Below are 23,428 nucleotides of genomic sequence, written 5' to 3' on the forward strand. Positions count from 1 at the left end.
ATCAGACTGACGTCTTCATGCACTTGTTAAAAAAACAGGCACAATTTCTTGTGCCTGTTCGAGGTTATTGACTGGTTGCGGGCTGTTCCGCTGGCTTTTCTTTTTCAAGATGCGCCAGGTCGAGCGCGATTTTTACCGTTTCATCCAGGTATGGATCCGGTTCCTGGTAATCCTTCGGTAGATCGTCCAGTTTCTTCAGCAGCGGTTTGCCTTCACGCTTGAACCGATCGTTAATACGCGCCAGACGCATTGCATCATCTTCGTTATTCTCTTTTTCACGCTGAGCGTAATTCAGAGAAGCGATGTTGCGCTTATCCTTCATCGCATTGAAACGCGCAATGTCCTTCATGATGTACTGGAACTCAGGATCGTTCGCAATACGTGCATTGTGCTCTTTCAGCAATTCAGGTCCGAACGGCGTCAGATTATCTGACTTGGTGTAGGTCGCCGCATCAATGCTGTCCCACGGCAGCGCGTTATCTTCAAACTTCTCGCCGGTTTCAGTTTCTTCATTACCTGTCGGCATGATGATATCTGGCGTAACACCCTTACGCTGCGTGCTGCCACCGTTTACGCGGTAGAATTTCTGGATCGTGTACTGAACAGAACCCAGCGCTGGCCATTCCGGACGCAGCATCTGATCGTAAATACGGTTTAGGGAGCGATACTGCTGAACGGTGCCTTTACCGAAGGTTGGTTCACCAACGATCAGCGCTCGGCCATAATCCTGCATTGCCGCAGCGAAAATCTCTGATGCTGAGGCGCTGAAGCGATCGACCAATACCACCAGCGGGCCTTTGTAGTACACAACGCCGTCGGTATCGCTGTCTTCACGCACTTTACCGTTATTGTCACGAACCTGAACCACCGGGCCGGATGGAATGAACAGACCGGAAAGCGAAACCGCTTCAGTCAGTGCTCCACCGCCGTTGGTACGCAGATCGATGATGATGCTGCTGACGTTCTGTTTTTCCAGTTTCTGCAGTTGGACTTTGACATCATCAGTCAGGCCAACATAGAAACCAGGAATATCCAGTACGCCGACTTTTTCTTTGCCAACGGTTTTCACGGACATTTTAACGGCACGGTCTTCGAGACGGATACGTTCACGCGTTAGCGTCACGGTGCGCGTCTTGGTACCTTTACCGGCAGGCAGAATTTCAAGGCGCACCTTGCTGCCTTTAGGTCCTTTGATCAGTGCTACGACATCATCCAGACGCCAGCCAATCACATCGACCATGCCCTTGCCGGTCTGCCCGACGCCGACAATACGATCGCCAACACTGATCGCTTTGCTCTTGGCTGCCGGACCACCTGCCACCATGGAGTTAATGACGGTGTAGTCATCATCCATCTGCAGAACCGCGCCAATACCTTCCAAAGACAAGCTCATTTCAGTATTGAACTGCTCGGTATTGCGCGGAGAGAGATAGTTAGTATGCGGGTCGATTTCACGGGCGAACGCTGTCATCGCCAGTGAGAACACATCTTCGCTGTTGGTCTGCGCCAGACGGCGAATCGCAAATTTGTAGCGGCGCGTCAGCGTTTCGCGGATTTCCGCATCGGTTTTACCGGTCAGCTTCAGGCTGAGTTCGTCAAATTTAACCTTGCCGTCCCACAGCGCATTAAGCTCTGCTTCGCTCTTCGGCCACGGCGCTTTGCTTCGGTCGAGGTTAAAGGTGTCGTTACCGGTGAAATCCATTGGACGTGCCAGTACGCTTAATGCGTACTGATAACGTTCAAATCGGCGTTTTTGCGCCAGATTATAGAGATCGTAAAAGACATCCAGCTTGCCGGTGCGCAGTTCATCGCCGAGGACCGTTTTCTTTTTTGCATACTGTTCGATATCGCTCGCCAGCAGCACGTTGTGGCTGTAGTCGAGCAAATTCAAATAGCGGTCAAAAATTTTTGCCGAAAACGCCTGATCCAGATCGAACTGGCGATAGTGTGATCGCGTAAAACGCGACGTCACACGTTCGCTTACCGTCGCATGCTGGGTTTCTTCCTTTAAAACGGGGATTTGATCGGCACGCGTGATGTCTTCCACAGCAAGTGCCTGGCCTGCTAATGCAAGCAGACCAGCTAACGCAGTAAGCCTAAAAAAAGTGTTCATGCCAGGCCTGGCCTCCGTTTCAGAACACCAGGTGTTCTGCGCGTACAATCAAAGACATACCCGAATTCAGCTGTACACGGACGCCATCTTTGGTGATTTCTAATACGGTGGCATCCATCGCATTATTTCCTGCTTTCACCTTCAGAGACTGCCCTACCGTCAGTACTGAAATATCAGATACCGGGGTATGCTGTTCTTCGCGAGGAGCACGCGGTGCTTTTGCTGCTGGTTTTTCAGCGCGAGGTTTACGCTCAGCACCTTCTTTACGACGCGGTGCAGGACGCGGCTTACGCTCGCGACGCGGGGCGTCTTCTTTTTCACCGGCGGCAGCGGCCGCTTCGCGTTTTTTCGCCTGTTGCTCTGCGCGTTGCGCCTGAACACGGGCTTTAGCTTCTTCCAGCTGTTTGCGAGCATGTTCAACATGTTGTTCATCCAGCTCACCACAAGGGTTGCCGTCGAGATCAACACGCGTTGCGCCCAATTTAACGCCATACAGATAGCGCCAGCTTGAAGTATAGAGACGTAAGGCAGAACGGAGCTGCGTCTTGCTGAGGTTCATTTCACCCTCAACACGCTCTACCAGATCCTGAAAAATGCCAATTTTCAGTGGGCGCGCTTCGCCTTCCGCACTAAAACACTGCGGGAAGCGTTCGGCCAGAAACGCGATGACTTCTTTACTGCTATTCAACTTAGGTTGATTTTCCATGAAATTTCCTGATTACAACGGACGTAGCCAACAAGCGCAGGCATGAACAGGCGACATTATAATGACGTCATCAGTAATTGCTACGTTATCCGTTGATTATCCTGCGACGCGCGCAAAGAATTTTTTGTAATCCGTCGTTGCAAGCACGGTTTCAAGCTGTGCCACAAGCGTACGCAGACCTTGTTCATCTTCTTCAGTAAAGCGGCCAAATGCCGTGCTATCAATATCCAGCACGCCGATTATCTGATTGTCGACAGCGATCGGCAGGACGATTTCAGCGTTGCTGGCGGCATCACAGGCGATGTGCCCATCAAAAGCATGTACGTCCTCAATACGCTGAACCTGGTTTTGCGCCACTGCGGTACCGCACACACCGCGTCCTACCGGGATCCGCACGCAGGCAATTTTGCCCTGGAAGGGACCAAGCACCAGCGTATCGTCCTCAAGCAGGTAAAAACCGGCCCAATTCACTTCTGCAAGACGCTCGTACAACAATGCGCTGGTATTCGCCAGCGTTGCCAGAAAACTGGTTTCACCTGCCATCAATGCCTGAAAATCACGGTTCAGATCCGTGTATAGCTCTATTTTGTTCATTATATAATCACTTAGTTGTCTTACTTAAAACTGCAGCCTACTAAAATAAACATTAAATGCGTTAATGCTCAAGATCATTCCCGTCATGAGTTAAGATAACATTACTTCAACAATTTGATTCGCGATACATGGCCTTAACGACACCACGCATCACGCCAACTAAAAAAATAGCCATCAGGTCCATCGGTGAGGCACTACCTCGTGCACATTATCATCGCTGCCCTGAATGTGACCTGATATTTAGCTTGCCTAAAATGCGTTCGCACCAAAGTGCCTTTTGCCCACGCTGCCAGGCAAAAATTCGTGACGGACGCGACTGGTCGTTAACGCGACTGGCGGCAATGGCTTTCACCATGTTGCTGCTGATGCCCTTTGCCTGGGGAGAGCCACTCCTGCACATCTATTTATTAGGTGTGCGCATTGATGCCAATGTGATGCAAGGCATCTGGCAAATGACCCGACAAGGTGATCCCCTCACCGCCTCCTTCGTGCTTTTTTGCGTCGCTGGTGCGCCACTAATTCTCGTGACCTCAATCGCTTATCTGTGGTTTGGTAATATTCTCGGGATGAACCTGCGCCCGGTGCTGCTGATGCTGGAAAGGCTCAAAGAGTGGGTGATGCTCGATATTTACCTGGTGGGTATCGGCGTCGCATCAATCAAGGTTCAGGACTATGCTTTTTTGCAGCCTGGCGTGGGGCTGTTTGCTTTTATTGCGCTGGTGATCCTGAGTATTTTGACGCTGTCGCACCTTAACGTTGAGCAGCTTTGGGACCGTTTCTACCCGCAAAGACCGGCTCGTCGGCCCGATGATAAGCTCCGCGTCTGCCTCGGCTGCCATTTTACAGGTTATCCGGACGCCCGCGGTCGCTGCCCTCGCTGCCATATCCCGTTGCGCTGGCGCAGAAATCAAAGTATCCAAAAGTGTTGGGCGGCACTGCTGGCCTCGATTGTCCTGCTTTTGCCCGCTAACCTGCTGCCCATCTCGATAATTTATGTCAACGGCGGCCGACAGGAAGACACAATCCTGTCAGGCATAATGTCTTTGGCAAACAGTAATGTCGGCGTAGCGGCGATCGTGTTTATCGCCAGTATATTAGTGCCATTCACCAAAGTGATTGTGATGTTTACGTTGCTATTCAGCATCCACTTTAATTGTGAACAAGGGTTGCGCACCCGTATAAAACTACTGCGTATGGTGACCTGGATTGGCCGCTGGTCGATGCTGGATCTCTTTGTTATCGCGTTAACCATGTCGCTGATAAATCGCGATCAGATACTTGCTTTTACTATGGGACCGGCTGCGTTTTATTTCGGCGCAGCGGTAATATTGACTATTCTTGCTGTGGAATGGCTGGACAGCCGCTTACTTTGGGATGCACATGAGTCAGGAAACGCCCGCTTCGCAGACTGAAGCGCAGATTAAAACAAAACGCCGTATCTCCCCGTTCTGGCTGCTGCCGTTCATCGCGCTGATGATCGCAGGATGGCTTATCTGGGGAAGCTATGAAGATCGCGGCAATACCGTGACCATCGACTTTATGTCTGCGGACGGCATTGTGCCAGGCCGTACTCCCGTTCGTTATCAGGGCGTTGAAGTGGGCACGGTACAGGATATCAACCTCAGCGAAGATTTGCGCAAAATTGAAGTCCGCGTCAGCATCAAATCGAGCATGAAAGATGCTCTGCGCAAAGATACCCAGTTCTGGCTGGTCACACCGAAGGCGTCGCTGGCTGGGGTTTCTGGTCTGGATGCGTTGGTTGGTGGCAACTATATCGGCATGATGCCCGGTACTGGCGAGGCCGAGGATCATTTCGTCGCCCTCGACACCCAGCCCAAGTATCGTCTGGATAATGGCGATTTAATGCTGCATCTGCGCGCCCCTGATCTCGGATCGCTTAATAGCGGTTCACTGGTTTATTTCCGTAAGATTCCGGTGGGCAGGGTCTATGACTACACCATCAACCCGAACAATCAGGGCGTAACCATCGATGTATTGATTGAACGTCGCTTCACCAATCTGGTGAAAAAAGGCAGCCGCTTCTGGAACGTCTCCGGTGTAAATGCGGATGTCAGCCTTAGCGGTGCGAAGGTAAAACTGGAGAGTCTGGCGGCGCTGGTCAACGGTGCCATTGCTTTTGATTCACCCGAAGACTCAAAACCTGCTGTGGCAGACGACACGTTTGGTCTATATCAGGATCTCGCGCACAGCCAGCGTGGAGTAATCGTCAAGCTTGATTTACCCAGCGGAGATGGACTCAAAGCAGGCTCAACATCGCTGATGTATCAAGGATTAGAAGTCGGTCAGCTCACAAAACTGGATTTAAACCCAGGCGGTAAAGTCACCGGCGAAATGACGGTCGATCCCAGCGTCGTAACGCTGCTGCGTGACAACACACGCATTGAGTTACACAGCCCTAAATTATCGTTAAGCGATGTGAATCTCAGTTCGCTGCTGACAGGTAAAACTTTCGAGCTAGTACCTGGCAAAGGCGAGCCGCGTAACCAGTTCGTCGTTATTCCCGCTGAGAAGTCGTTGTTACACGACCCAGGCGTCATGACGTTTACGCTGACCGCGCCGGAGAGTTACGGTATTGATGCTGGCCAGCCGCTAATTCTTCACGGCGTACAGGTCGGTCAGGTGATTGAGCGTACGCTTTCCAGCAAAGGCGTCTCATTTACCGTTGCTGTTGAACCACAGCATCGTGACCTGGTGCAGGGTGACAGTAAGTTCGTGGTGAACAGCCGCGTGGATGTCAAAGTCGGACTTGATGGCGTGGAGTTCCTTGGCGCAAGCGCCAGTGAGTGGCTCAGCGGCGGCATTCGTATTTTGCCCGGTACTAAGGGTGAAATGAAAAAAAGCTACCCGCTTTACGCTAACCTGGAGAAAGCGATTGAAAACAGTCTGAGCGATCTGCCAACCACCACGGTCAGCCTGAGCGCCGAAACGCTGCCTGATGTGCAGGCCGGCTCGGTGGTGCTTTACCGCAAATTCGAGGTCGGTGAAGTGATTAGCGTTCGTCCTCGCGCCGATGCGTTTGATATCGATCTGCATATCAAACCGGAATATCGCAACCTGTTGACCAGCAACAGCGTGTTCTGGGCCGAAGGCGGAGCAAAAGTTCAGCTTAACGGCAGCGGATTAACCGTACAGGCATCTCCCCTTTCACGCGCGCTTAAAGGGGCGATTAGCTTCGATAATTTAAGCGGTGCCAGCGCCAGCCAACGTAAAGGCGACAAGCGTATTCTGTATGCTTCGGAAACCGCCGCGCGTGCGGTCGGCGGCCAGATAACGCTGCATGCGTTCGATGCCGGTAAACTCGCTGCAGGCATGCCGATTCGCTACCTGGGAATCGATATCGGACAGATCCAGACGCTTGAGCTGATCACCGCCCGTAACGAAGTTCAGGCAAAAGCGGTTCTGTACCCGGAATACGTGCAGACCTTCGCGCGAAGCGGTACCCGTTTCTCCGTGATCACCCCGCAAATTTCGGCAGCGGGCGTGGAGCATCTGGATACAATCCTGCAGCCGTATATCAACGTTGAACCAGGACGCGGTAATCCGCGCCGTGATTTTGAGCTGCAGGAAGCCACCATTACCGACTCTCGTTACCTCGATGGTCTGAGTATTGTGGTTGAAGCACCAGAAGCAGGTTCGCTGAATATCGGAACCCCGGTTTTGTTCAGAGGTATTGAAGTGGGGACCGTCACCGGGCTGACGCTAGGCTCGCTTTCCGATCGTGTGATGGTTGCCATGCGCATTAGCCAACGCTATCAGCATCTGGTACGCAACAACTCCGTGTTCTGGCTGGCATCCGGCTACAATCTCGACTTCGGCCTGACCGGCGGTGTCGTGAAGACCGGTACCTTCAATCAGTTCATCCGCGGCGGCATCGCCTTCGCGACTCCACCAGGTACACCGCTGGCTCCGAAAGCACAGGCAGGTAAACACTTCCTGTTGCTGGAAAGTGAACCGAAAGAGTGGCGTGAATGGGGAACCGCCCTGCCACGTTAATCTCTCCACTTGCTCCGGCGTACTCGCGCCGGAGCACTTATGCTACACTGCGCACCTGTTTTTTTGCCGGTGGTACCAAGTGGCTTATTTTCCCGACGCCTTTCTGACTCAAATGCGTGAAGCAATGCCTTCCACGCTCTCATTCGATGAATTTCTCGCTGCCTGTCAGCGCCCGTTGCGCCGCAGCATTCGCGTCAATACGCTGAAAATCCCCGTTGCCGATTTCCTCGCGCTGACAGCACCTTACAACTGGTCTCTCACTCCGGTTCCCTGGTGTGCTGAAGGCTTTTGGATCGAGCGCGATGATGAAGAGTCAGTGCCGCTCGGCAGCACCGCAGAACATTTAAGCGGCCTGTTTTATATTCAGGAAGCCAGTTCAATGCTGCCAGTCGCAGCACTGTTCGCCGAAGGCAATACCCCGGAACGCGTAATGGATGTTGCGGCAGCCCCCGGCTCCAAAACCACGCAAATTGCCGCAAAAATGAATAATCGAGGCGCCATTCTGGCGAATGAGTTTTCTGCCAGTCGCGTCAAAGTCCTGCATGCCAATATCAGCCGTTGCGGGATAGCCAACGTCGCCCTGACCCATTTTGACGGACGCGTATTTGGTGCTGCGTTGCCGGAATCATTTGATGCCATATTGCTCGACGCACCGTGTTCCGGTGAAGGCGTGGTGCGTAAAGACCCCGATGCGCTAAAAAACTGGTCCGTAGAAAGTAATCTGGAAATTGCCGCAACCCAGCGCGAACTGCTCGACAGCGCCTTCCACGCCCTGCGTCCCGGTGGCACATTGGTTTACTCGACCTGTACGCTTAATCGTGACGAAAATGAAAATATCATGCAGTGGTTGATTGAGACCTACCCTGATGCCGTCGAGTTTTTACCTCTGGGCGATTTATTTCCGCAGGCCGAACGCGCCCTGACGCCGGAAGGATTCCTGCATGTATTCCCGCAGATTTACGATTGCGAAGGTTTCTTCGTTGCGCGTTTGCGCAAAACAGCTTCAATCCCTGCACTACCTGCGCCGAAGTACAAAGTCGGAAACTTCCCGTTTAGCCCGCTTAAAGGACGCGAATCTGCGCTTGTCACGCAAGCCGCGAGCGCTTGTGGACTGCAGTGGGAAGATAATTTGCGCCTGTGGCAGCGCGATAAAGAGATCTGGCTGTTCCCGACTGAAATTGAACCTCTGATTGGCAAGGTTCGCTTTTCTCGACTCGGGATCAAACTGGCCGAAACCCACAATAAAGGGTATCGCTGGCAGCATGAGGCCGTTATCGCCCTCGCCGACCCGAACCACAGCCATGCATTCGAACTGACCCTTGCCGAAGCGGAAGAGTGGTATCGCGGTAGAGATGTTTACCCGCAAACCGCACCGACGAGTGACGACGTACTGGTTACGTTCCAGCATCAGCCGATCGGTCTGGCAAAACGCATTGGATCGCGACTGAAGAATAGTTACCCGCGCGATCTTGTCCGGGATGGCAAACTCTTTACGGGATAACGCACGTTTTTACTGGCGCTTTTGCTAACGTTGACTACGCTGAAAAATGGACGGCCTAACTGGTCGTACCACAACCAGCAAATTAACGGAGAGCACGATGATGAAAACCAGTGTGCGCATTGGCGCTTTTGAAATCGACGACGCCGAGTTACATGGCGAATCGCCGGGGGACCGAACGTTAACCATTCCGTGTAAATCCGATCCGGATTTATGTATGCAACTGGATGCCTGGGATGCCGACACCAGCGTCCCGGCCCTGTTGAACGGAGAACATTCAGTACTATTTCGCGAACACTACGATCGTAAGTCAGATGCCTGGATCATGCGCCTTGCCTGATTCAAAAAGAACCCGTCGCCAGACGGGTTATTTCTTGGTTAATTTCCCTCATCTATCAACATCTTCTACACTACAGGTATGGCTTTACCATTTGAGGATGGAATGTTCACGCTGGTTCTTTTTGTGTGCTATCTGGATGGCGGTTGTGAAGATATCGTGGTTGATGTCTACAAAACTGAGCAGCAGTGCCTGATATCGATGGACGATCAACGTATTCGTAACGGCGGATGTTTACCTGCGGACGACTACATCGACAGTTTCTGGCATCCGGCCCAGGAATACAGCGATTTTTGATTATTGCAGTTGTACCAGCGTTAACTCGCCGCCGAATACAGCACCGGTATCAATATAGTGTAGATTCTCGCGATCCAGCCGATGGCGCAACGGCGTGTGACCAAACCAGAAGTGATCCGCGCCGTGAATCGCACAACCACTGTTCATCAGTCTCGAGCGGTCCCACAGCACGCGCTGTAAATCGATCTCTTTTAGCCACTGATAATCATCATCCGGGTAATCGGCATGAGCAATAACGTGTATACCGTTCTGACAATGCAGCTCCAGAATCCAGGGTAACTGCCAACACGCTTCAAGAGCAAATTTCGCTGCCGGTTGCTCCGCCTGCTCGAACCACGAGCCTCCATTCATAAACCACATGAATTGATCCCCCGTCGCCAGCGCGTCCAGCGCCATCTGTTCATGGTTCCCCCTGACCGCGACAATCCAGCTTTTACGCAGTAATTTCAGGCAGCGCAAACTGTCAGGCCCGCGATCGATAACATCTCCCACTGAAACCAGCAGGTCCTGCCACGGATCAAAATGACAGTGGCGCAATTTAGCCATCAATAATGAGAAGCAACCGTGGATGTCCCCAACCACCCAGACGTGACGCCACTGCGTACCGTCGATTCGTTGATAGATATTGCCAGGTCGTCCCATGTCGCCTCCAGAATACAAGGGTACCTGGTTATAATTTTAGCAATGATGGCAAAAAAGCCTGGACGATCGTGGGCAGGAGTATGGTATGGTTTATGGAGAATGCAGCATGCGATACGCCGTGTTTTGCCCTGGATGGCATCGCATTCGCCACATAAAAAGAGACCGAATACGATTCCTGTATTCGGTCCAGGGAAATGGCTCTTGGGAGAGAGCCGTGCGCTAAAAGTTGGCATTAATGCAGGCTAAGTTACCCTGCCATTTAAGAATAGATGACAGCGCCAGGTTTTCCAGTCCGCGACTAAAGTGGCCGGAAAAAAAGGACGTCTGTTACGCATCCAAACGCGAAAACCGCAAGTTCTCCTGCGAGATCCTTGCGGTTTTTTATTGGAAATCAGAGCGCTACATCTGGCAATTAGCAGAGCTTTTCTGCACGCTCTACAAACGGTGCCAGGCTCATTTTTTCGCCCGGTTTCGCAGGATCATCGATCTGGATAATCTCGATCGGCTTTGCCGTGACTTTTCCGCTCTCCACCTGCTGTCTGGCGACATCATTCAACGGGTATTGCACCAGCGTACTGGGATTGATGACATACAGCGCGTTACCTGGACGGCAGGTCAGCATCACCTCTTCCCGATTAAACGCCCACTTATCTTTGCCAACCTCAAAACGGCTGACGGTAATGACCTGCGGCGCAGCCAGCGCGGCTCCGGAGCTTGCCAGGAGTAATAAAGAGATAATGATTTTTTTCATGCGTTTCGCCAGTCCATCAATCAGAAAGGTTCAAGGGTTGCAAACAAGCTGACAATCGCCAGCACAACGGCTCCTATGCCCCATTCCAGCTTGGTCATCCAAATAAAATAGAGAGTCATGCCGCGGTTATCCTGCCGCATGCGTGGTACCAGAACATACCGATTCACCAGCGCAATCGCCACCATTAACATGACCAGGGCACCTTTTAACAAAAGCAGTCGCCCGTAAGCCATGTGCCAGGGAACAGAAAAACCGACAATAAACAGCGCATTCATAATACCGGTTAGTAAAACACCGATAACGAAAAGATGCCCATAGCGTGAGAAGCGCATCATGGTACTGATGGCCTGTTCCCGCCAGCGACCTTGCGCCATTCGCATACAGTAAAGTACCGGCAGCAAACCGCCGAACCAGGCGGCAGCGCATACCAAATGTAAGGCGTGGTTAACCTGCTGGATTGCGCCAGGGATACCGCTGTGCAGCGTCGCATGTCCGACGCCAGCCAGCAAAATAAACTGCGCAATTGTCAGCATTAACAGCAGTCGCGGCATACTGCGCGGCACCATGATGGTCACCACCAGCGTGACCAACGCGAGGATAATCTGCCATAACCAGACGCCGCCAAATTGCGTTTGCAACACGGCGAGCCAAACATCAGTAGAGACAACATCCCGCCAGCCTGAGCCCATTAACCCACCCTGAATCGCCAGCATCAGCGTCGCGCTGATAAAGCTCCACGTTGCAGCATGCCGTTGCAGACGTAAAAAACGACGCATCATTAAACGACGAACCGAAACGGGGGCCAGCCATGCGCCGTAAAGCGCACAGCCAAACACCAGCATCAAAGCGGTAAAATGGATAAACCGTAGCGCAACCCAGGTAAATGCCAGCATTGGTTATTTCACGCTAAAGGTATATTGCCCCTTCGTCTTGTGACCATCCACGGAGACAACGTGCCAGTCGACCGTATATTTTCCTGCTTCAAGCGTTTGATCAAGCGGAACAATCAGCTGCGTTTTGTCCTGCTCACTGCGCGATGCCTTGCCCGTTTTGATCTGTTCTTTGTTAGGACCGGTCAGCGTTGCACCGCTGAATCCCGGCTCTACGCCTTCAGAAAAATTCAGCGTCAACGCCTGAGGAGATGCCGCCACTTCAGCGTTAGCCGCCGGACTTTGTTTTGTGAGGTGGGCATGCGCCAATGCCGCAGGTGTTGCCAGAACGCTGGCGAGTACGATGAGCGCGTTGCGAAGCATAGATGCAGATGAAGCCATTTCAACTATTCCTTTTTGTTATGTCTAACCTGTAGAGAATAACCTTCTACAATGGTCGAGTCGAGAATCATCATTTCTGTCTTGCCATTAACGCACACTCTTAGTAACTTTGCGCGCCGAAAGACAGAGAAAAGGAGAAGCCCATGAACATCAATCTGGCCAAACTTGAGCAAGCGGAAATGGATAAGGTCAATGTCGATCTGGCTGCGGCTGGAGTGGCATTTAAGGAGCGATACAATATGCCCGTTGTTGCAGAAGTTGTTGAACGCGAACAGCCAGAGCATTTACGCGACTGGTTCCGCGAAAGACTCATCGCGCACCGCCTGGCATCCGTTTCGCTTTCACGTTTACCATACGAGCCTAAAGTTAAATAAAACTTATATTACGTTACGATTCCTTACATGACGCCTGCTACAGTATAAGCATATTCTTAATCCACACATTAAGGATGGTTGTAGACACTATGAAAAGGAAATCATTATGTCATACTGGAAAATCGCAGCAGCACAATACGAACCTCTTCACACCTCAGTTACCGAACATGTCGCGCATCACCTGCAATTCATTCATGCGGCAGCTCAATGCCAATGTGAATTGCTGGTCTTCCCTTCCCTCTCATTGCTGGGTTGTGTTGATGAGAATGACGCGCTTCCTGCCCCACCCGATGAAGCGCTGTTAGAACCTCTCGCACATGCCGCCGCGACTTATCGCATGACGATAATTGCGGGACTACCGGTAGAACATAACAACCGGTTCGTGAAAGGCATTGCACTTTTCTCTCCCTGGATGACTTCGCCACTAACCTTCCATCAGAGCCACGGGGCCTGTATTGCCAGACAGCGAAATGCCATCAGCGTTGTAGATAGCCAACCGGAAGGCATTGATATCGACCCGGCCTATTCGCTGTTCACCAGCTGCCAGTCAGTCAGTGAACCGGAACTGCTCTCCTCTACATCTCGCCTACAAAGTTTCTCACATAAATTCGCCATCGCGGTATTAATGGCCAATGCGCGGGGTAGCAGTGCGTTATGGGATGAACGAGGTCGATTGATTGTTCGCGCAGACAGCGGTTCGTTACTGTTAACCGGCCAACGCACGCCACGGGGTTGGCAAGGTGATATCATTCCATTACGCTAGTCGTTTTGGGTCAGGAGCATGGCATGTTGCGCATAATAGATACAGAAACCTGTGGTCTACAGGGAGGCATTGTTGAAATTGCTTCTGTCGACGTGGTTGACGGAAAAATAGTCAACCCCATGAGCCACCTGGTACGCCCTGACCGCCCCATCAGCCCACAGGCGATGGCTATCCATCGCATTACTGAAGCAATGGTGGCCGATAAGCCATGGATTGAAGACGTCATCCCGCAGTATTACGGCAGCGAGTGGTACGTGGCGCACAATGCCAGCTTTGACCGCCGCGTATTGCCCGATATGCCCGGGGAATGGATTTGCACCATGAAGCTCTCCCGTCGGTTGTGGCCGGGGATCAAATACAGCAACATGGCGCTGTATAAATCGCGCAAGCTGAGCGTCCAGACGCCAGCGGGTCTCCACCATCACCGCGCCCTGTACGATTGCTACATTACTGCGGCACTGCTGATCGACATCATGCAGACGTCAGGCTGGACAGCCGATCAAATGGTCGATATTACCGGCCGTCCCGCGTTACTCACTACTTTCACTTTTGGTAAGTACCGCGGAAAACCGGTATCAGAAGTGGCTGAGCGCGATCCGGGCTATCTGCGCTGGTTATTTAATAACCTTGACAATATGAGCCCGGAACTGCGATTAACGCTAAAACACTATTTGGATCACGCCTGAGCAGGCAGTGTTCCCTGCGCCAATCCAATCAAAAAAGCGTACTCAAGGGCCACGCCTTCGTAAGATTTAAAACGCCCGGATTTACCGCCGTGTCCGGAATCCATATCCGTGCAAAGTAGCAGCAAACGATCGTCCGTTTTCAGCTCACGCAGTTTTGCCACCCATTTTGCTGGCTCCCAGTATTGCACCTGGGAATCGTGTAATCCCGTCGTGACCAGCAGATGTGGGTATGCCTGCGCGGTTACATTGTCATACGGGCTGTAGCTTTTCATATAGGTGTAATACTCTTCGTCCTGCGGATTCCCCCACTCTTCAAACTCACCGGTCGTCAGGGGAATTGATTCATCGAGCATTGTGGTTACCACATCGACAAACGGCACCTGAGCAATAACACCATGGAAGCGTTCCGGGCGCTCATTAATGGCGACGCCCATTAACATGCCTCCGGCGCTTCCGCCCATGCCATAACATAACTCAGGCGCGCCATAGCCCATTTTTAGCAACGCATCACAGACGTCGAGGTAATCATTAAAAGTATTTTTCTTGTGCAGAAACTTACCGTCCTCGTACCACTGTTGTCCTAATTCACCACCACCACGCACATGCGCAATAGCATAAACAAAGCCGCGATCCAGTAAGCTCAAACGGCTGCTGCTGAAATCGGCGTCCATGCTGGCGCCATATGAGCCATAGCCATAAACCAGTAACGGATTTTTTCCTTTCAGGAAATACTTTTGATGATAAACCAGCGAAACCGGAATCTCGGTGCCATCACGCGCGGTTATCCATAGGTGTTCGCTACGGTAATTCGCCGCATCAAATCCGGGGACCTCCGTCTGCTTAAGCACACGACGTTCCCCGGTGTCCATATCCAGTTCAAACAACGTGTCCGGGGTGGTCATGGAGGAATAGCCATAGCGCAGGCGCGATGTCTCCGGCTCTGGATTATAGGCAAGCCAGGTCACATAAGCCGGATCGTCAAAGGCGATCCCGACCACTTCGCGCGTTTTACGATTAATCTGTCGTAGGCTGGTTAAGCCGCGCTGACGCTCTTCTACCACCAGCCAGTCAGTGAATAGCGTAAAGCCCTCGAGCATCACGTTGTCGCGCGCAGGGATCAGCGTCTCCCAGGCTTGCTCATCACGAACGCGGGTACGATACAGGCCGAAATTTTTCCCTTGACGGTTGGAGCGCAGATAAAAATTGTGTTGATAGTGATCGAGACTGTATTCATGGTCTTTGCGTCGCGCTAAAAAGACCAACGGTTCGGCATCCGCCAGTTCTGCGTCAAGCAGTAAAACCTCACTGGTGGTCGCGCTGGCGATATGAATAACCACATAGTGTAGCGAGGTGGTTTTATGCAGGCTGACATAAAACATATCATCGGCTTCTTCATACACCAGCTCATCCAGTGACGATGGCGAGCCGACCGTATGTCGCCACACCTGATACGGCAATAACGTTGTTTCGTGCTTGCGCACGTAATAGAAAGTCTGAGAATCATTCGCCCAGACCAGATCCGCTTCGACGTTTTCCAGCACTTCCGGATACCAGTTGCCGCTTTGCAGGTTGCGAAAACGCACGCCATATTGCCGGCGAGAGAGATAATCTTCCGCCAGCGCCATGATGGTGTTATCCGGAGATATCGCCAGTCCTCCCAGCGTATAAAACTCGCTGTGTGCCGCGCGCTGGTTCCCATCCAACAGAGTATCCCAATCATCCCATTCTTCATTGAAAGCAGACTGACGCTGATAAATAGCATATTCGCACCCCGGTTCATAAATATGCCGGTAGCGATAACCATTCTTCACATAGGGGGCGGAAGCATCCTGAGGCGGGATACGGTCGATAATCTCTTTCAGGACGCGATCCTGCAAAGCCTGCTGCGAGGCCATAACCTGGCGGCCATAAGCATTTTCTTGTTGCAGATAATCCAGCACTTCTGGCTGCGAGCGGGTGTCATCTCGCAGCCAGTAATAATTATCAACACGAGTATCGCCATGCTGCGTCATGGCGTGGGGAATACGAGAAGCTTTTGGTAGCATGTCATTGTTCTTTTGCTTAAACATCCTATAAGGGTGGCAAAAGACAGCAATGATGCAAGCGAAACATGCGCCTTAGCGGTAAGTAATTAACCCGGTAAAGCCTGTTTTTGTTCTTTGAGATCCTGTTCAATGCCTTCACGAACATCCTGCGGGATCTTCAACGCATCACCCAGCGCATTGAGATAGCTACGCTCCATAAAGTGGTCAATATCAATCGCCGCACAGCTCAGAAAGTAAATTTCTAGCGCTTCTTCTTCGTTGCGGATCCCTTGCGCCAGGCGCTGGGGATCTAACGGTTGTTCAATGGCTCGTTCAATCAGAACGCGGCCCTGCTCTTCCACGCCCGCTTCACGAAGCTGCTGCTCAATGGCCGCTCGTTCTTTAGCATCAATATGACCGTCGCTTTTCGCCGCAAAAACCAGCGCCAGGATCAGACGCTCGGTTCGCTCATCCAGCGGTGAGCTTTGTACGCCGAACTGCGGCTCATCCTGATGCGCAGCGCGAACTTTATCTTTGTATTTGTTCCATAACACGGTACCGGCAACCGCGCCGCCGCCCACCAGAAGCGCGCTGGTGCCGTATTTACTCAGTAATTTACGTGAAGATTTGTTGGCAACCAGTAATCCTGCCAGACCGCCTAACGCGCCTGGAACCAGAAGTTTACTCAGCCCTTGCTCGCCAGAAGATGACGTGGGGGATCCTTTTTGCCCAAGAAGAGATTGTAGTTGATTCAGCCAATTAGCCATTTTGCCCCTCAAGTACAGACGAATAATCATCAAAGCGTACCCGAGGGGATGTCAGGAAGTGTTCAGGTCATCAAAAGATGTGCAAATACCTGCGTTACTGCGGCTGATATTCCGCCGTTCCGGCTTTGCAGTCGACTTTTACCTGATAGTGAATATCCGCGCTTTTACCGCGAACCGTCAGGGGAACTGACCATTTCCCGTCTTTGCCCGTAATATCGGGCGTGTTGACCCAGGCGACAGGGTCGGCTTGCCCGACGAGTTTTTGATCGTCAGCCCAGCGCGCGATGCGATTTTGCTGATAGTCACGTTTCACGCTTGCCGCAATACCGTCAGCATCCAGCCCTTCGCACTTGGGGAACTGAACATTCTTGCTTTCCATATTTGCCGCAAATACCGATACGCTGGCAGACAATAACAGCAGGCTCAATAACGCTCTTTTTTTATACATTCTTTTCTCCTTAATCTCCCCTTCATCCTTCAGGTTGCCTGCGGCAACGTGAAATTACGTCAGGGATTGCACAATGATTCAGGGAAAAGCATGGTACAAAACGTCAGGAGCGCAAGTCGTTTCAGGCAGCCTGAGTATCATCCTCAGTATGTGCATCGTTTTCGACAGCCTGTGGCGAAGGCAGCTTGCCGTTTTTCAGAATGGCGCTCAGCACATCTTTTTGCTCAGCCAGCCACAGGGAAAGCGCTTCACGCTGCTCGTCTTCGAGCGCTATCGGCGATTGCTCCAGCCATGTGTCGAGCAGATCTGCTGTATCCAGCATTTTGTCATACGCATCGGCTTCCTTTTTGCTGGTAAACGACATTTTTTCCTCACCTTCCCGAATGACTACGTATTTAACTTCAACCGCCATTTTTGCAGCCTCTTAAATTACCTGTATTTATGTACAGTATATTCTTTTTAAGCCCTGAAATCAACCTGGTAATAAAGACAGACGCAAACGTTTTCGTATATACTGCGCCCAGATAAAACAGGGGATTAATTTATGACGTTATTAGGCACAGCGCTGCGTCCCGCAGCAACGCGAGTGATGTTATTAGGTTCAGGTGAACTGGGTAAAGAAGTGGCGATTGAATGCCAACGCCTGGGTGTGGAAGTCATTGCCGTGGATCGTTACCCCGACGCGCCAGCCATGCACGTTGCCCATCGCTCCTACGTAATTAACATGCTGGATGGCGAGGCATTACGCCAGCTTGTCGAATGTGAAAAACCACATTACATCGTGCCGGAAATAGAGGCGATTGCCACGGATATGCTGATCAAACTGGAACAGGAAGGTCAACACGTTGTGCCTTGCGCACGAGCGACCCAACTGACCATGAACCGGGAAGGAATCCGTCGCCTCGCAGCCGAAGAATTGTCTTTACCCACATCATCTTTCCGTTTTGCAGACACCGAAACACGATTTCGTGAGGCCGTTGCCGAAATCGGCTATCCCTGCATTGTGAAGCCGGTAATGAGTTCTTCCGGCAAGGGGCAGAGCTTTATCCGTTCAGCCGATCAGCTCACCGAGGCGTGGAACTATGCTCAACAGGGAGGCCGGGCAGGCGCCGGACGCGTTATCGTCGAAGGCGTAGTGAATTTTGATTTTGAAATCACCCTGCTAACCGTCAGCGCCGTTGATGGTGTGCATTTCTGCGCGCCGGTAGGTCATCGCCAGGAAGATGGCGATTATCGCGAGTCCTGGCAGCCGCAGCAGATGAGTGACCTGGCGCTGGCGCGCGCGCAGGAGATTGCCCGCAAGGTGGTACTGGCGCTGGGCGGTCACGGACTGTTTGGCGTGGAGCTGTTTGTCTGCGGTGATGAGGTGATTTTCAGCGAAGTCTCCCCTCGCCCTCACGACACGGGTATGGTGACCTTAATTTCGCAGGATCTGTCTGAGTTTGCCCTGCACGTACGTGCATTTCTCGGTCTGCCCGTTGGCGAAATCCGCCAGTATGGACCTTCTGCTTCCGCCGTTATTCTGCCGCAACTTACCAGCCAGAATATCACGTTTGATAACGTGCAAGCCGCTGTAGGTGCGGGTATGCAAGTGCGTTTCTTTGGCAAGCCGGAAATCGACGGGAGCCGTCGTCTGGGCGTTGTGCTGGCCACAGCACAGAGCATTGAAGATGCGGTGATACGCGCGAAAGACGCAGCCGCACAGGTGAAAGTCGCAGGATAAAAACCAGACCCGTAGGCCGGATAAAGCATTGATGCCGTATCCGACCTACGGTTTACGCATTAACGACTTACTGCTTCGCGCCTTCTACTGCTTCACGAGCTAGCTTGGTAATACGATCGTAATCACCCGCTTCCAGCGCATCCGCCGGAACCAGCCAGGAACCACCGATGCACAGCACGCTTTTCAGTGCCAGGTAGTCACGGTAGTTCGCCGGAGAGATACCGCCGGTTGGGCAGAAACGCACCTGAGAGAACGGACCCGCAATTGCCTGCAGCGCTTTGGTACCGCCATTTGCTTCAGCAGGGAAGAATTTGAACTCTTTCAAACCGTAGTCCATACCCAGCATCAGTTCAGACACGGTGCTGATACCAGGGATCAGCGGAATAGTGCCTTCCGTTGCGGCTTTCAGCAGCGGCTCGGTCAGGCCCGGGCTGATAGCAAACTGCGCACCGGCTTCGGTCACTTCAGCCAGCTGTTGCGGATTCAGTACAGTACCTGCACCAACGATAGCGTCCGGAACTTCTTTTGCGATCGCGCGAATGGCATCCATCGCACATGCGGTACGTAAGGTCACTTCCAGAACGCGCACGCCGCCTGCAACCAGCGCTTTTGCCATCGGCACTGCGTGTTCCAGTTTATTAACCACGATAACCGGTACAACCGGGCCAGTGGTCAGGATTGCTTCTGCACTTGTCTTCCAGTTTTTCATCAGAGTTTTCTCTCGCCTGATTACAAAATAAGTCTTAAAAAGTGATACAGGTTGCGCCCTGTTCCGCACCGGACAGCTTTTCACGCAACGCGCTGAACATTTCACGGCCTGTGCCCACGCGCGATGCGCTGAGGTCAGGAATGTGAGGCTGACGAGAAGCAAGTTCCTCTTCATCAACCAGCAGCGTCAATTCACCTGTCTGTCCATTCACACGAATGATGTCGCCATCGCGTACTTTTGCCAGCAGCCCGCCATCATAGGCTTCTGGGGTTACATGGATTGCTGAAGGCACTTTACCTGAAGCACCTGAAAGTCGTCCATCGGTAACTAACGCAATTTTGAAACAACGGTCCAATAATACACCAAGTGGCGGCATGAGTTTATGTAATTCTGGCATTCCGTTTGCTTTTGGTCCCTGATGGCGCACAACAACTACGCAATCACGGTCGAGCAGTCCCGCATCGAAGGCCGGCAATACATCATGCTGACTTTCAAAAACAACCGCGGGCGCTTCAATTACCTGATTTTCTACCGGAACCGCCGACGTTTTCATCACAGCACGCCCGAGGTTACCGCTCAGCACTTTGGTACCGCCGTGGTGGGAGAATGGCTTATCGATGGTAGCAATCACATTGCTGTCCAGAGACTTCGCTGCCCCTTCGCGCCAGTCCAGCTCACCATCGTTGAGCCAGGGTTCCATGGTGTAACGCGACAAACCAAACCCGGCAACGGTGTTCACATCTTCATGCAGCAGACCCGCGTTCAGCAGTTCGCGCATTAACACCGGCACGCCACCCGCTGCCTGGAAGTGGTTAATATCTGCCGGACCATTCGGATACAGACGCGCCATCAACGGCACGATATCGGACAGATCGGAGAAGTCGTCCCAGTTAATCAGAATCCCGGCTGCACGCGCCATCGCAACCAGGTGCATTGTATGGTTGGTTGACCCCCCGGTCGCCAGCAGCGCGACAATACCGTTCACCACTACTTTTTCATCGATCATTTTACCGATCGGCATCCATTCATTGCCGTTGCCGGTCAGACGCGTTACCTGACGAGCAGCCGCGGCGGTCAACGCTTCGCGCAGCGGGGCATCCGGGTGTACGAATGAGGACCCTGGCAGTTGCATCCCCATAAACTCCACCACCATCTGGTTGGTGTTTGCGGTGCCATAGAACGTACAGGTCCCCGGTGCGTGATAAGACGCCGCTTCGGATTCAAGCAGCGCCATGCGATCGACTTTGCCTTCAGCATACAGCTGACGGATACGCACTTTTTCTTTGTTCGCCAGACCGCTCGCCATCGGGCCGGAGGGAATAAAGATCGAAGGCAGATGACCAAATGACAGTGCCGCCATCACCAGACCCGGGACAATTTTGTCGCACACGCCAAGGAATAACGCGCCGTCGAACATATTGTGTGAGAGGCCGACAGCAGCCGACATCGCAATCACTTCGCGACTCAGCAACGAAAGCTCCATCCCATCCTGTCCCTGGGTCACACCGTCGCACATCGCAGGAACACCGCCAGCGACCTGGCCTACCGCATTGGCTTCATGCAGCGCTTTACGAATGATGTCCGGATAATGTTCGTACGGCTGATGCGCGGAAAGCATGTCGTTATAGGAGGTAATGATCGCGATATTGTTACGCAGCATGCTTTTCAGCGAGGCCTTGTCATCCGGCTGGCAGGCAGCAAAACCATGCGCCAGGTTACCGCACGCCAGCTGTGAACGATGAACGGTAGTCGATTTCGCTTGTTCAATACGGGCAAGGTAGGCGGAACGCGTGTCGCGAGAACGTTCGACAATACGTTTTGTTACGCGTAACAAATTCGGATTCATAGAGGCTCCTAAAATTTATCTGTCAGAGCGTTGGATCAACAATGTGTTTCAGTTGGGTTAAAAGCAGCTGAATCGCTTGTTAGCCGTAGCTCAGGGGCAAAATCGTTTCAGGCAGTGTAATAAAAAAAGCCCCGCGGGTGAATCCACGCGGAGCTTAAAAGTGCAAAAATTATTCTACAATCTGTGTTAGATCATGTTACCGGTAAAATAACACCTATGGGCTAGATGATATTTTACTCGAATTCGTTCCAGGAACGACCATCACGGGTAATCATGGCCACAGAAGCAACCGGTCCCCAGGTGCCTGCCTGATACGGCTTCGGCGCGTCGTTGTCCATCGCCCAGGCTTCGGTAATGGAGTCGACCCACTTCCAGGCTTCTTCAACTTCATCACGGCGCACAAACAGCGCCTGAATGCCGCGCATCGTTTCAAGCAGCAGGCGCTCATAAGCGTCGGCCAGATGCGTTTGGTTGAAGGTTTCGGAGTAGCTCAGATCAAGTTTGGTAATTTGCAGGTTATGCTTGTGATCCAGCCCCGGCACTTTGTTCAGTACCTGGATATCGACACCTTCATCAGGCTGCAAACGGATAGTCAGCTTGTTCTGCGGCAGGTCCTGCCAGGATTCTCTGAACAGGTTCAGCTCAGGCGTTTTGAAGTAAACCACCACTTCAGAGCACTTGGTCGGTAAACGTTTACCGGTACGCAGATAGAACGGTACGCCCGCCCAGCGCCAGTTATCGATATCCACACGGATCGCCACAAACGTTTCCGTGTTGCTGCTCTTGTTCGCGCCTTCTTCTTCCAGATATCCCGGAACTTTTTTGCCCTGGGCAAAACCGGCGGTGTACTGACCACGAACTGTCTTTTCACGTACGTTCGAACGATCGATGCGACGCAGTGATTTCAGTACTTTCACTTTTTCATCACGGATGCTGTCGGCGCTCAGATCGGACGGCGGAGACATCGCGATCATGCACAGGATCTGCAGCAGGTGGTTCTGGATCATGTCGCGCATTTGACCGGCCTGGTCAAAGTAGCCCCAGCGCCCTTCAATGCCCACTTCTTCCGCCACGGTAATTTCTACGTGGTCGATAGTGCGGTTATCCCAGTTATTCACAAACAGGGAGTTGGCAAAACGCAGTGCCAACAGGTTCAGTACCGTCTCTTTGCCGAGATAGTGGTCGATGCGGTAAACCTGGCACTCTTCGAAATACTCGCCAACCTGATCGTTGATTTCACGGGATGTTGCCAGTGATGTACCCAGCGGTTTTTCCATCACCACGCGGGCAGGCTTAGCATTCAGCTTTGCTTCACCCAGACCTTTGCAGATCGCGCCAAAGGTGCTCGGCGGCATTGCGAAATAGTTGATGGTGGTACGCGATTTTTGATCCAGCATTTTGCCCAGACGCTTAAACGCGGCGGTGTCGTTGACGTCCAGGTTACAAAACTCAAGACGACCGCTGAGGGTTTCCCACAAACTTTCATCAATTTTTTCTTTCATGAAGGTTTCGAGCGCTTCGCGCACAACCTTGGTATAGGCTGCTTTGTCCCAGTCGGCACGCCCAACCCCAATGATGCGGGTATCCGGGTTAATCTGGCCGGCCTTTTCCAGTTGATACAGGGAAGGCAGCAATTTCCGCCGCGCCAGGTCGCCCTTCGCGCCGAAAATGACCAGATCACATGCCTGGGCTGTTTGCGTTACCGCCATGTCATTCTCCTCAATTAAGTGCCTGGTGCTTTTGCCAGACACTGGTTGTAATTTTATTACAGTGCACTGTACTGCTTTTACGTGAATCCGGAAACCGTAAACGCTTATCCAGCCGTGCTGTTACCGCGAACAGCCGCTTTATTGGCGTATAACCCA

General features: G+C 52.3%; 23 protein-coding genes. 9 read left to right on the forward strand and 14 right to left on the reverse strand.

Annotated elements, in window-relative coordinates; translation table 11 throughout:
- Positions 1 to 64 precede the first annotated feature (64 nt).
- The 3 genes from prc to msrC all read right to left on the reverse strand — a co-directional run bounded on the left by prc (position 65) and on the right by msrC (position 3,413).
- The gene (gene prc, locus OGY68_RS20125) at positions 65 to 2,113 is read right to left on the reverse strand and encodes a carboxy terminal-processing peptidase (protein ID WP_048235216.1); all 2,049 of its coding nucleotides are present in this window, start codon (positions 2,111 to 2,113) and stop codon (positions 65 to 67) included.
- Between the two features lie 19 nt (positions 2,114 to 2,132).
- Positions 2,133 to 2,819 carry an RNA chaperone ProQ gene (gene proQ / locus OGY68_RS20130; RefSeq protein ID WP_003833781.1) on the reverse strand — a complete coding sequence of 229 codons (687 nt, stop codon included), beginning with the start codon at positions 2,817 to 2,819 and terminating at the stop codon, positions 2,133 to 2,135.
- Positions 2,820 to 2,915: 96 nt separating this feature from the next.
- Complete coding sequence (gene msrC / locus OGY68_RS20135) at positions 2,916 to 3,413, reverse strand: free L-methionine (R)-S-oxide reductase MsrC (RefSeq protein ID WP_003833782.1); 498 nt, start codon at positions 3,411 to 3,413, stop codon at positions 2,916 to 2,918.
- A 128-nt stretch (positions 3,414 to 3,541) separates the two neighbouring features.
- Here msrC and yebS point away from each other — a divergent pair, with 128 nt between their 5' ends.
- The 5 genes from yebS (at position 3,542) to OGY68_RS20160 (ending at position 9,559) form a co-directional block, all read left to right on the forward strand.
- A complete protein-coding gene (gene yebS, locus OGY68_RS20140; protein WP_008785036.1) occupies positions 3,542 to 4,825 on the forward strand; it encodes a membrane integrity lipid transport subunit YebS in 1,284 nt (427 codons plus the stop codon).
- Positions 4,794 to 7,427 (forward strand): PqiB family protein, encoded by a 2,634-nt coding sequence (locus tag OGY68_RS20145; RefSeq protein ID WP_286617450.1) that lies wholly within the window; start codon positions 4,794 to 4,796, stop codon positions 7,425 to 7,427. The genes yebS and OGY68_RS20145 overlap by 32 nt, the downstream gene beginning before the upstream one ends.
- A 79-nt stretch (positions 7,428 to 7,506) precedes the next feature.
- Positions 7,507 to 8,928, forward strand: a complete 1,422-nt coding sequence (gene rsmF / locus OGY68_RS20150) for a 16S rRNA (cytosine(1407)-C(5))-methyltransferase RsmF (protein ID WP_071845322.1) — start codon at positions 7,507 to 7,509, stop codon at positions 8,926 to 8,928.
- Between the two features lie 100 nt (positions 8,929 to 9,028).
- A complete protein-coding gene (locus tag OGY68_RS20155; protein ID WP_029139506.1) occupies positions 9,029 to 9,265 on the forward strand; it encodes a YebV family protein in 237 nt (78 codons plus the stop codon).
- A 102-nt stretch (positions 9,266 to 9,367) separates the two neighbouring features.
- On the forward strand, positions 9,368 to 9,559 hold the full coding sequence (locus OGY68_RS20160; protein ID WP_003034941.1) for a YdfD/YebW family protein: 192 nt from the start codon (positions 9,368 to 9,370) through the stop codon (positions 9,557 to 9,559).
- On the opposite strand, the gene pphA is transcribed toward OGY68_RS20160, so the two are convergent.
- From pphA to yobA, 4 genes are all read right to left on the reverse strand, one after another.
- Positions 9,560 to 10,201, reverse strand: a complete 642-nt coding sequence (gene pphA, locus OGY68_RS20165; protein WP_057066820.1) for a protein-serine/threonine phosphatase — start codon at positions 10,199 to 10,201, stop codon at positions 9,560 to 9,562.
- A 412-nt stretch (positions 10,202 to 10,613) separates the two neighbouring features.
- Positions 10,614 to 10,952: a YebY family protein gene (locus tag OGY68_RS20170; protein WP_032943770.1), complete on the reverse strand. Its 339-nt coding sequence runs from the start codon at positions 10,950 to 10,952 to the stop codon at positions 10,614 to 10,616.
- Between the two features lie 20 nt (positions 10,953 to 10,972).
- Complete coding sequence (copD, locus tag OGY68_RS20175; RefSeq protein ID WP_008785042.1) at positions 10,973 to 11,845, reverse strand: copper homeostasis membrane protein CopD; 873 nt, start codon at positions 11,843 to 11,845, stop codon at positions 10,973 to 10,975.
- Between the two features lie 3 nt (positions 11,846 to 11,848).
- On the reverse strand, positions 11,849 to 12,223 hold the full coding sequence (gene yobA, locus OGY68_RS20180) for a CopC domain-containing protein YobA (RefSeq protein WP_003833799.1): 375 nt from the start codon (positions 12,221 to 12,223) through the stop codon (positions 11,849 to 11,851).
- 143 nt (positions 12,224 to 12,366) lie between these two features.
- Between yobA and OGY68_RS20185 the strand changes: the two genes are divergently transcribed.
- The 3 genes from OGY68_RS20185 to exoX all read left to right on the forward strand — a co-directional run bounded on the left by OGY68_RS20185 (position 12,367) and on the right by exoX (position 14,046).
- The gene (locus OGY68_RS20185; RefSeq protein WP_003034925.1) at positions 12,367 to 12,597 is read left to right on the forward strand and encodes a DNA polymerase III subunit theta; all 231 of its coding nucleotides are present in this window, start codon (positions 12,367 to 12,369) and stop codon (positions 12,595 to 12,597) included.
- Between the two features lie 106 nt (positions 12,598 to 12,703).
- Positions 12,704 to 13,360 (forward strand): carbon-nitrogen hydrolase family protein, encoded by a 657-nt coding sequence (locus tag OGY68_RS20190; RefSeq protein ID WP_008785043.1) that lies wholly within the window; start codon positions 12,704 to 12,706, stop codon positions 13,358 to 13,360.
- 23 nt (positions 13,361 to 13,383) lie between these two features.
- Positions 13,384 to 14,046, forward strand: coding sequence for an exodeoxyribonuclease X (exoX, locus tag OGY68_RS20195; protein WP_003833802.1), 663 nt, complete (start codon positions 13,384 to 13,386; stop codon positions 14,044 to 14,046).
- Here exoX and ptrB read toward each other — a convergent pair.
- From ptrB to yebG, 4 genes are all read right to left on the reverse strand, one after another.
- Positions 14,037 to 16,091, reverse strand: coding sequence for an oligopeptidase B (gene ptrB / locus OGY68_RS20200; protein WP_172111165.1), 2,055 nt, complete (start codon positions 16,089 to 16,091; stop codon positions 14,037 to 14,039). The two genes, exoX and ptrB, sit on opposite strands and share 10 nt — an antisense overlap.
- A gap of 86 nt (positions 16,092 to 16,177) precedes the next feature.
- Positions 16,178 to 16,837 (reverse strand): tellurite resistance TerB family protein, encoded by a 660-nt coding sequence (locus OGY68_RS20205; RefSeq protein ID WP_008785046.1) that lies wholly within the window; start codon positions 16,835 to 16,837, stop codon positions 16,178 to 16,180.
- Between the two features lie 94 nt (positions 16,838 to 16,931).
- Positions 16,932 to 17,285, reverse strand: coding sequence for a protein YebF (gene yebF / locus OGY68_RS20210; protein WP_020996626.1), 354 nt, complete (start codon positions 17,283 to 17,285; stop codon positions 16,932 to 16,934).
- 121 nt (positions 17,286 to 17,406) lie between these two features.
- Positions 17,407 to 17,697, reverse strand: a complete 291-nt coding sequence (gene yebG, locus OGY68_RS20215; RefSeq protein ID WP_008785048.1) for a DNA damage-inducible protein YebG — start codon at positions 17,695 to 17,697, stop codon at positions 17,407 to 17,409.
- Positions 17,698 to 17,829: 132 nt separating this feature from the next.
- Here yebG and purT point away from each other — a divergent pair, with 132 nt between their 5' ends.
- On the forward strand, positions 17,830 to 19,008 hold the full coding sequence (gene purT / locus OGY68_RS20220; RefSeq protein WP_008785049.1) for a formate-dependent phosphoribosylglycinamide formyltransferase: 1,179 nt from the start codon (positions 17,830 to 17,832) through the stop codon (positions 19,006 to 19,008).
- Positions 19,009 to 19,075: 67 nt separating this feature from the next.
- On the opposite strand, the gene kdgA is transcribed toward purT, so the two are convergent.
- From kdgA to zwf, 3 genes are all read right to left on the reverse strand, one after another.
- Entirely contained in the window at positions 19,076 to 19,717 is a 642-nt protein-coding gene (kdgA, locus tag OGY68_RS20225) for a bifunctional 4-hydroxy-2-oxoglutarate aldolase/2-dehydro-3-deoxy-phosphogluconate aldolase (RefSeq protein WP_003034901.1), read from the reverse strand.
- 34 nt (positions 19,718 to 19,751) lie between these two features.
- Positions 19,752 to 21,563: a phosphogluconate dehydratase gene (edd, locus tag OGY68_RS20230; RefSeq protein WP_032943782.1), complete on the reverse strand. Its 1,812-nt coding sequence runs from the start codon at positions 21,561 to 21,563 to the stop codon at positions 19,752 to 19,754.
- 233 nt (positions 21,564 to 21,796) lie between these two features.
- Positions 21,797 to 23,272 (reverse strand): glucose-6-phosphate dehydrogenase, encoded by a 1,476-nt coding sequence (gene zwf, locus OGY68_RS20235; protein WP_003833817.1) that lies wholly within the window; start codon positions 23,270 to 23,272, stop codon positions 21,797 to 21,799.
- Positions 23,273 to 23,428: the final 156 nt, after the last annotated feature.

This window comes from Citrobacter sp. Cpo065, assembly GCF_030332805.1.
Classification (GTDB): Bacteria; Pseudomonadota; Gammaproteobacteria; order Enterobacterales; family Enterobacteriaceae; genus Citrobacter; species Citrobacter portucalensis.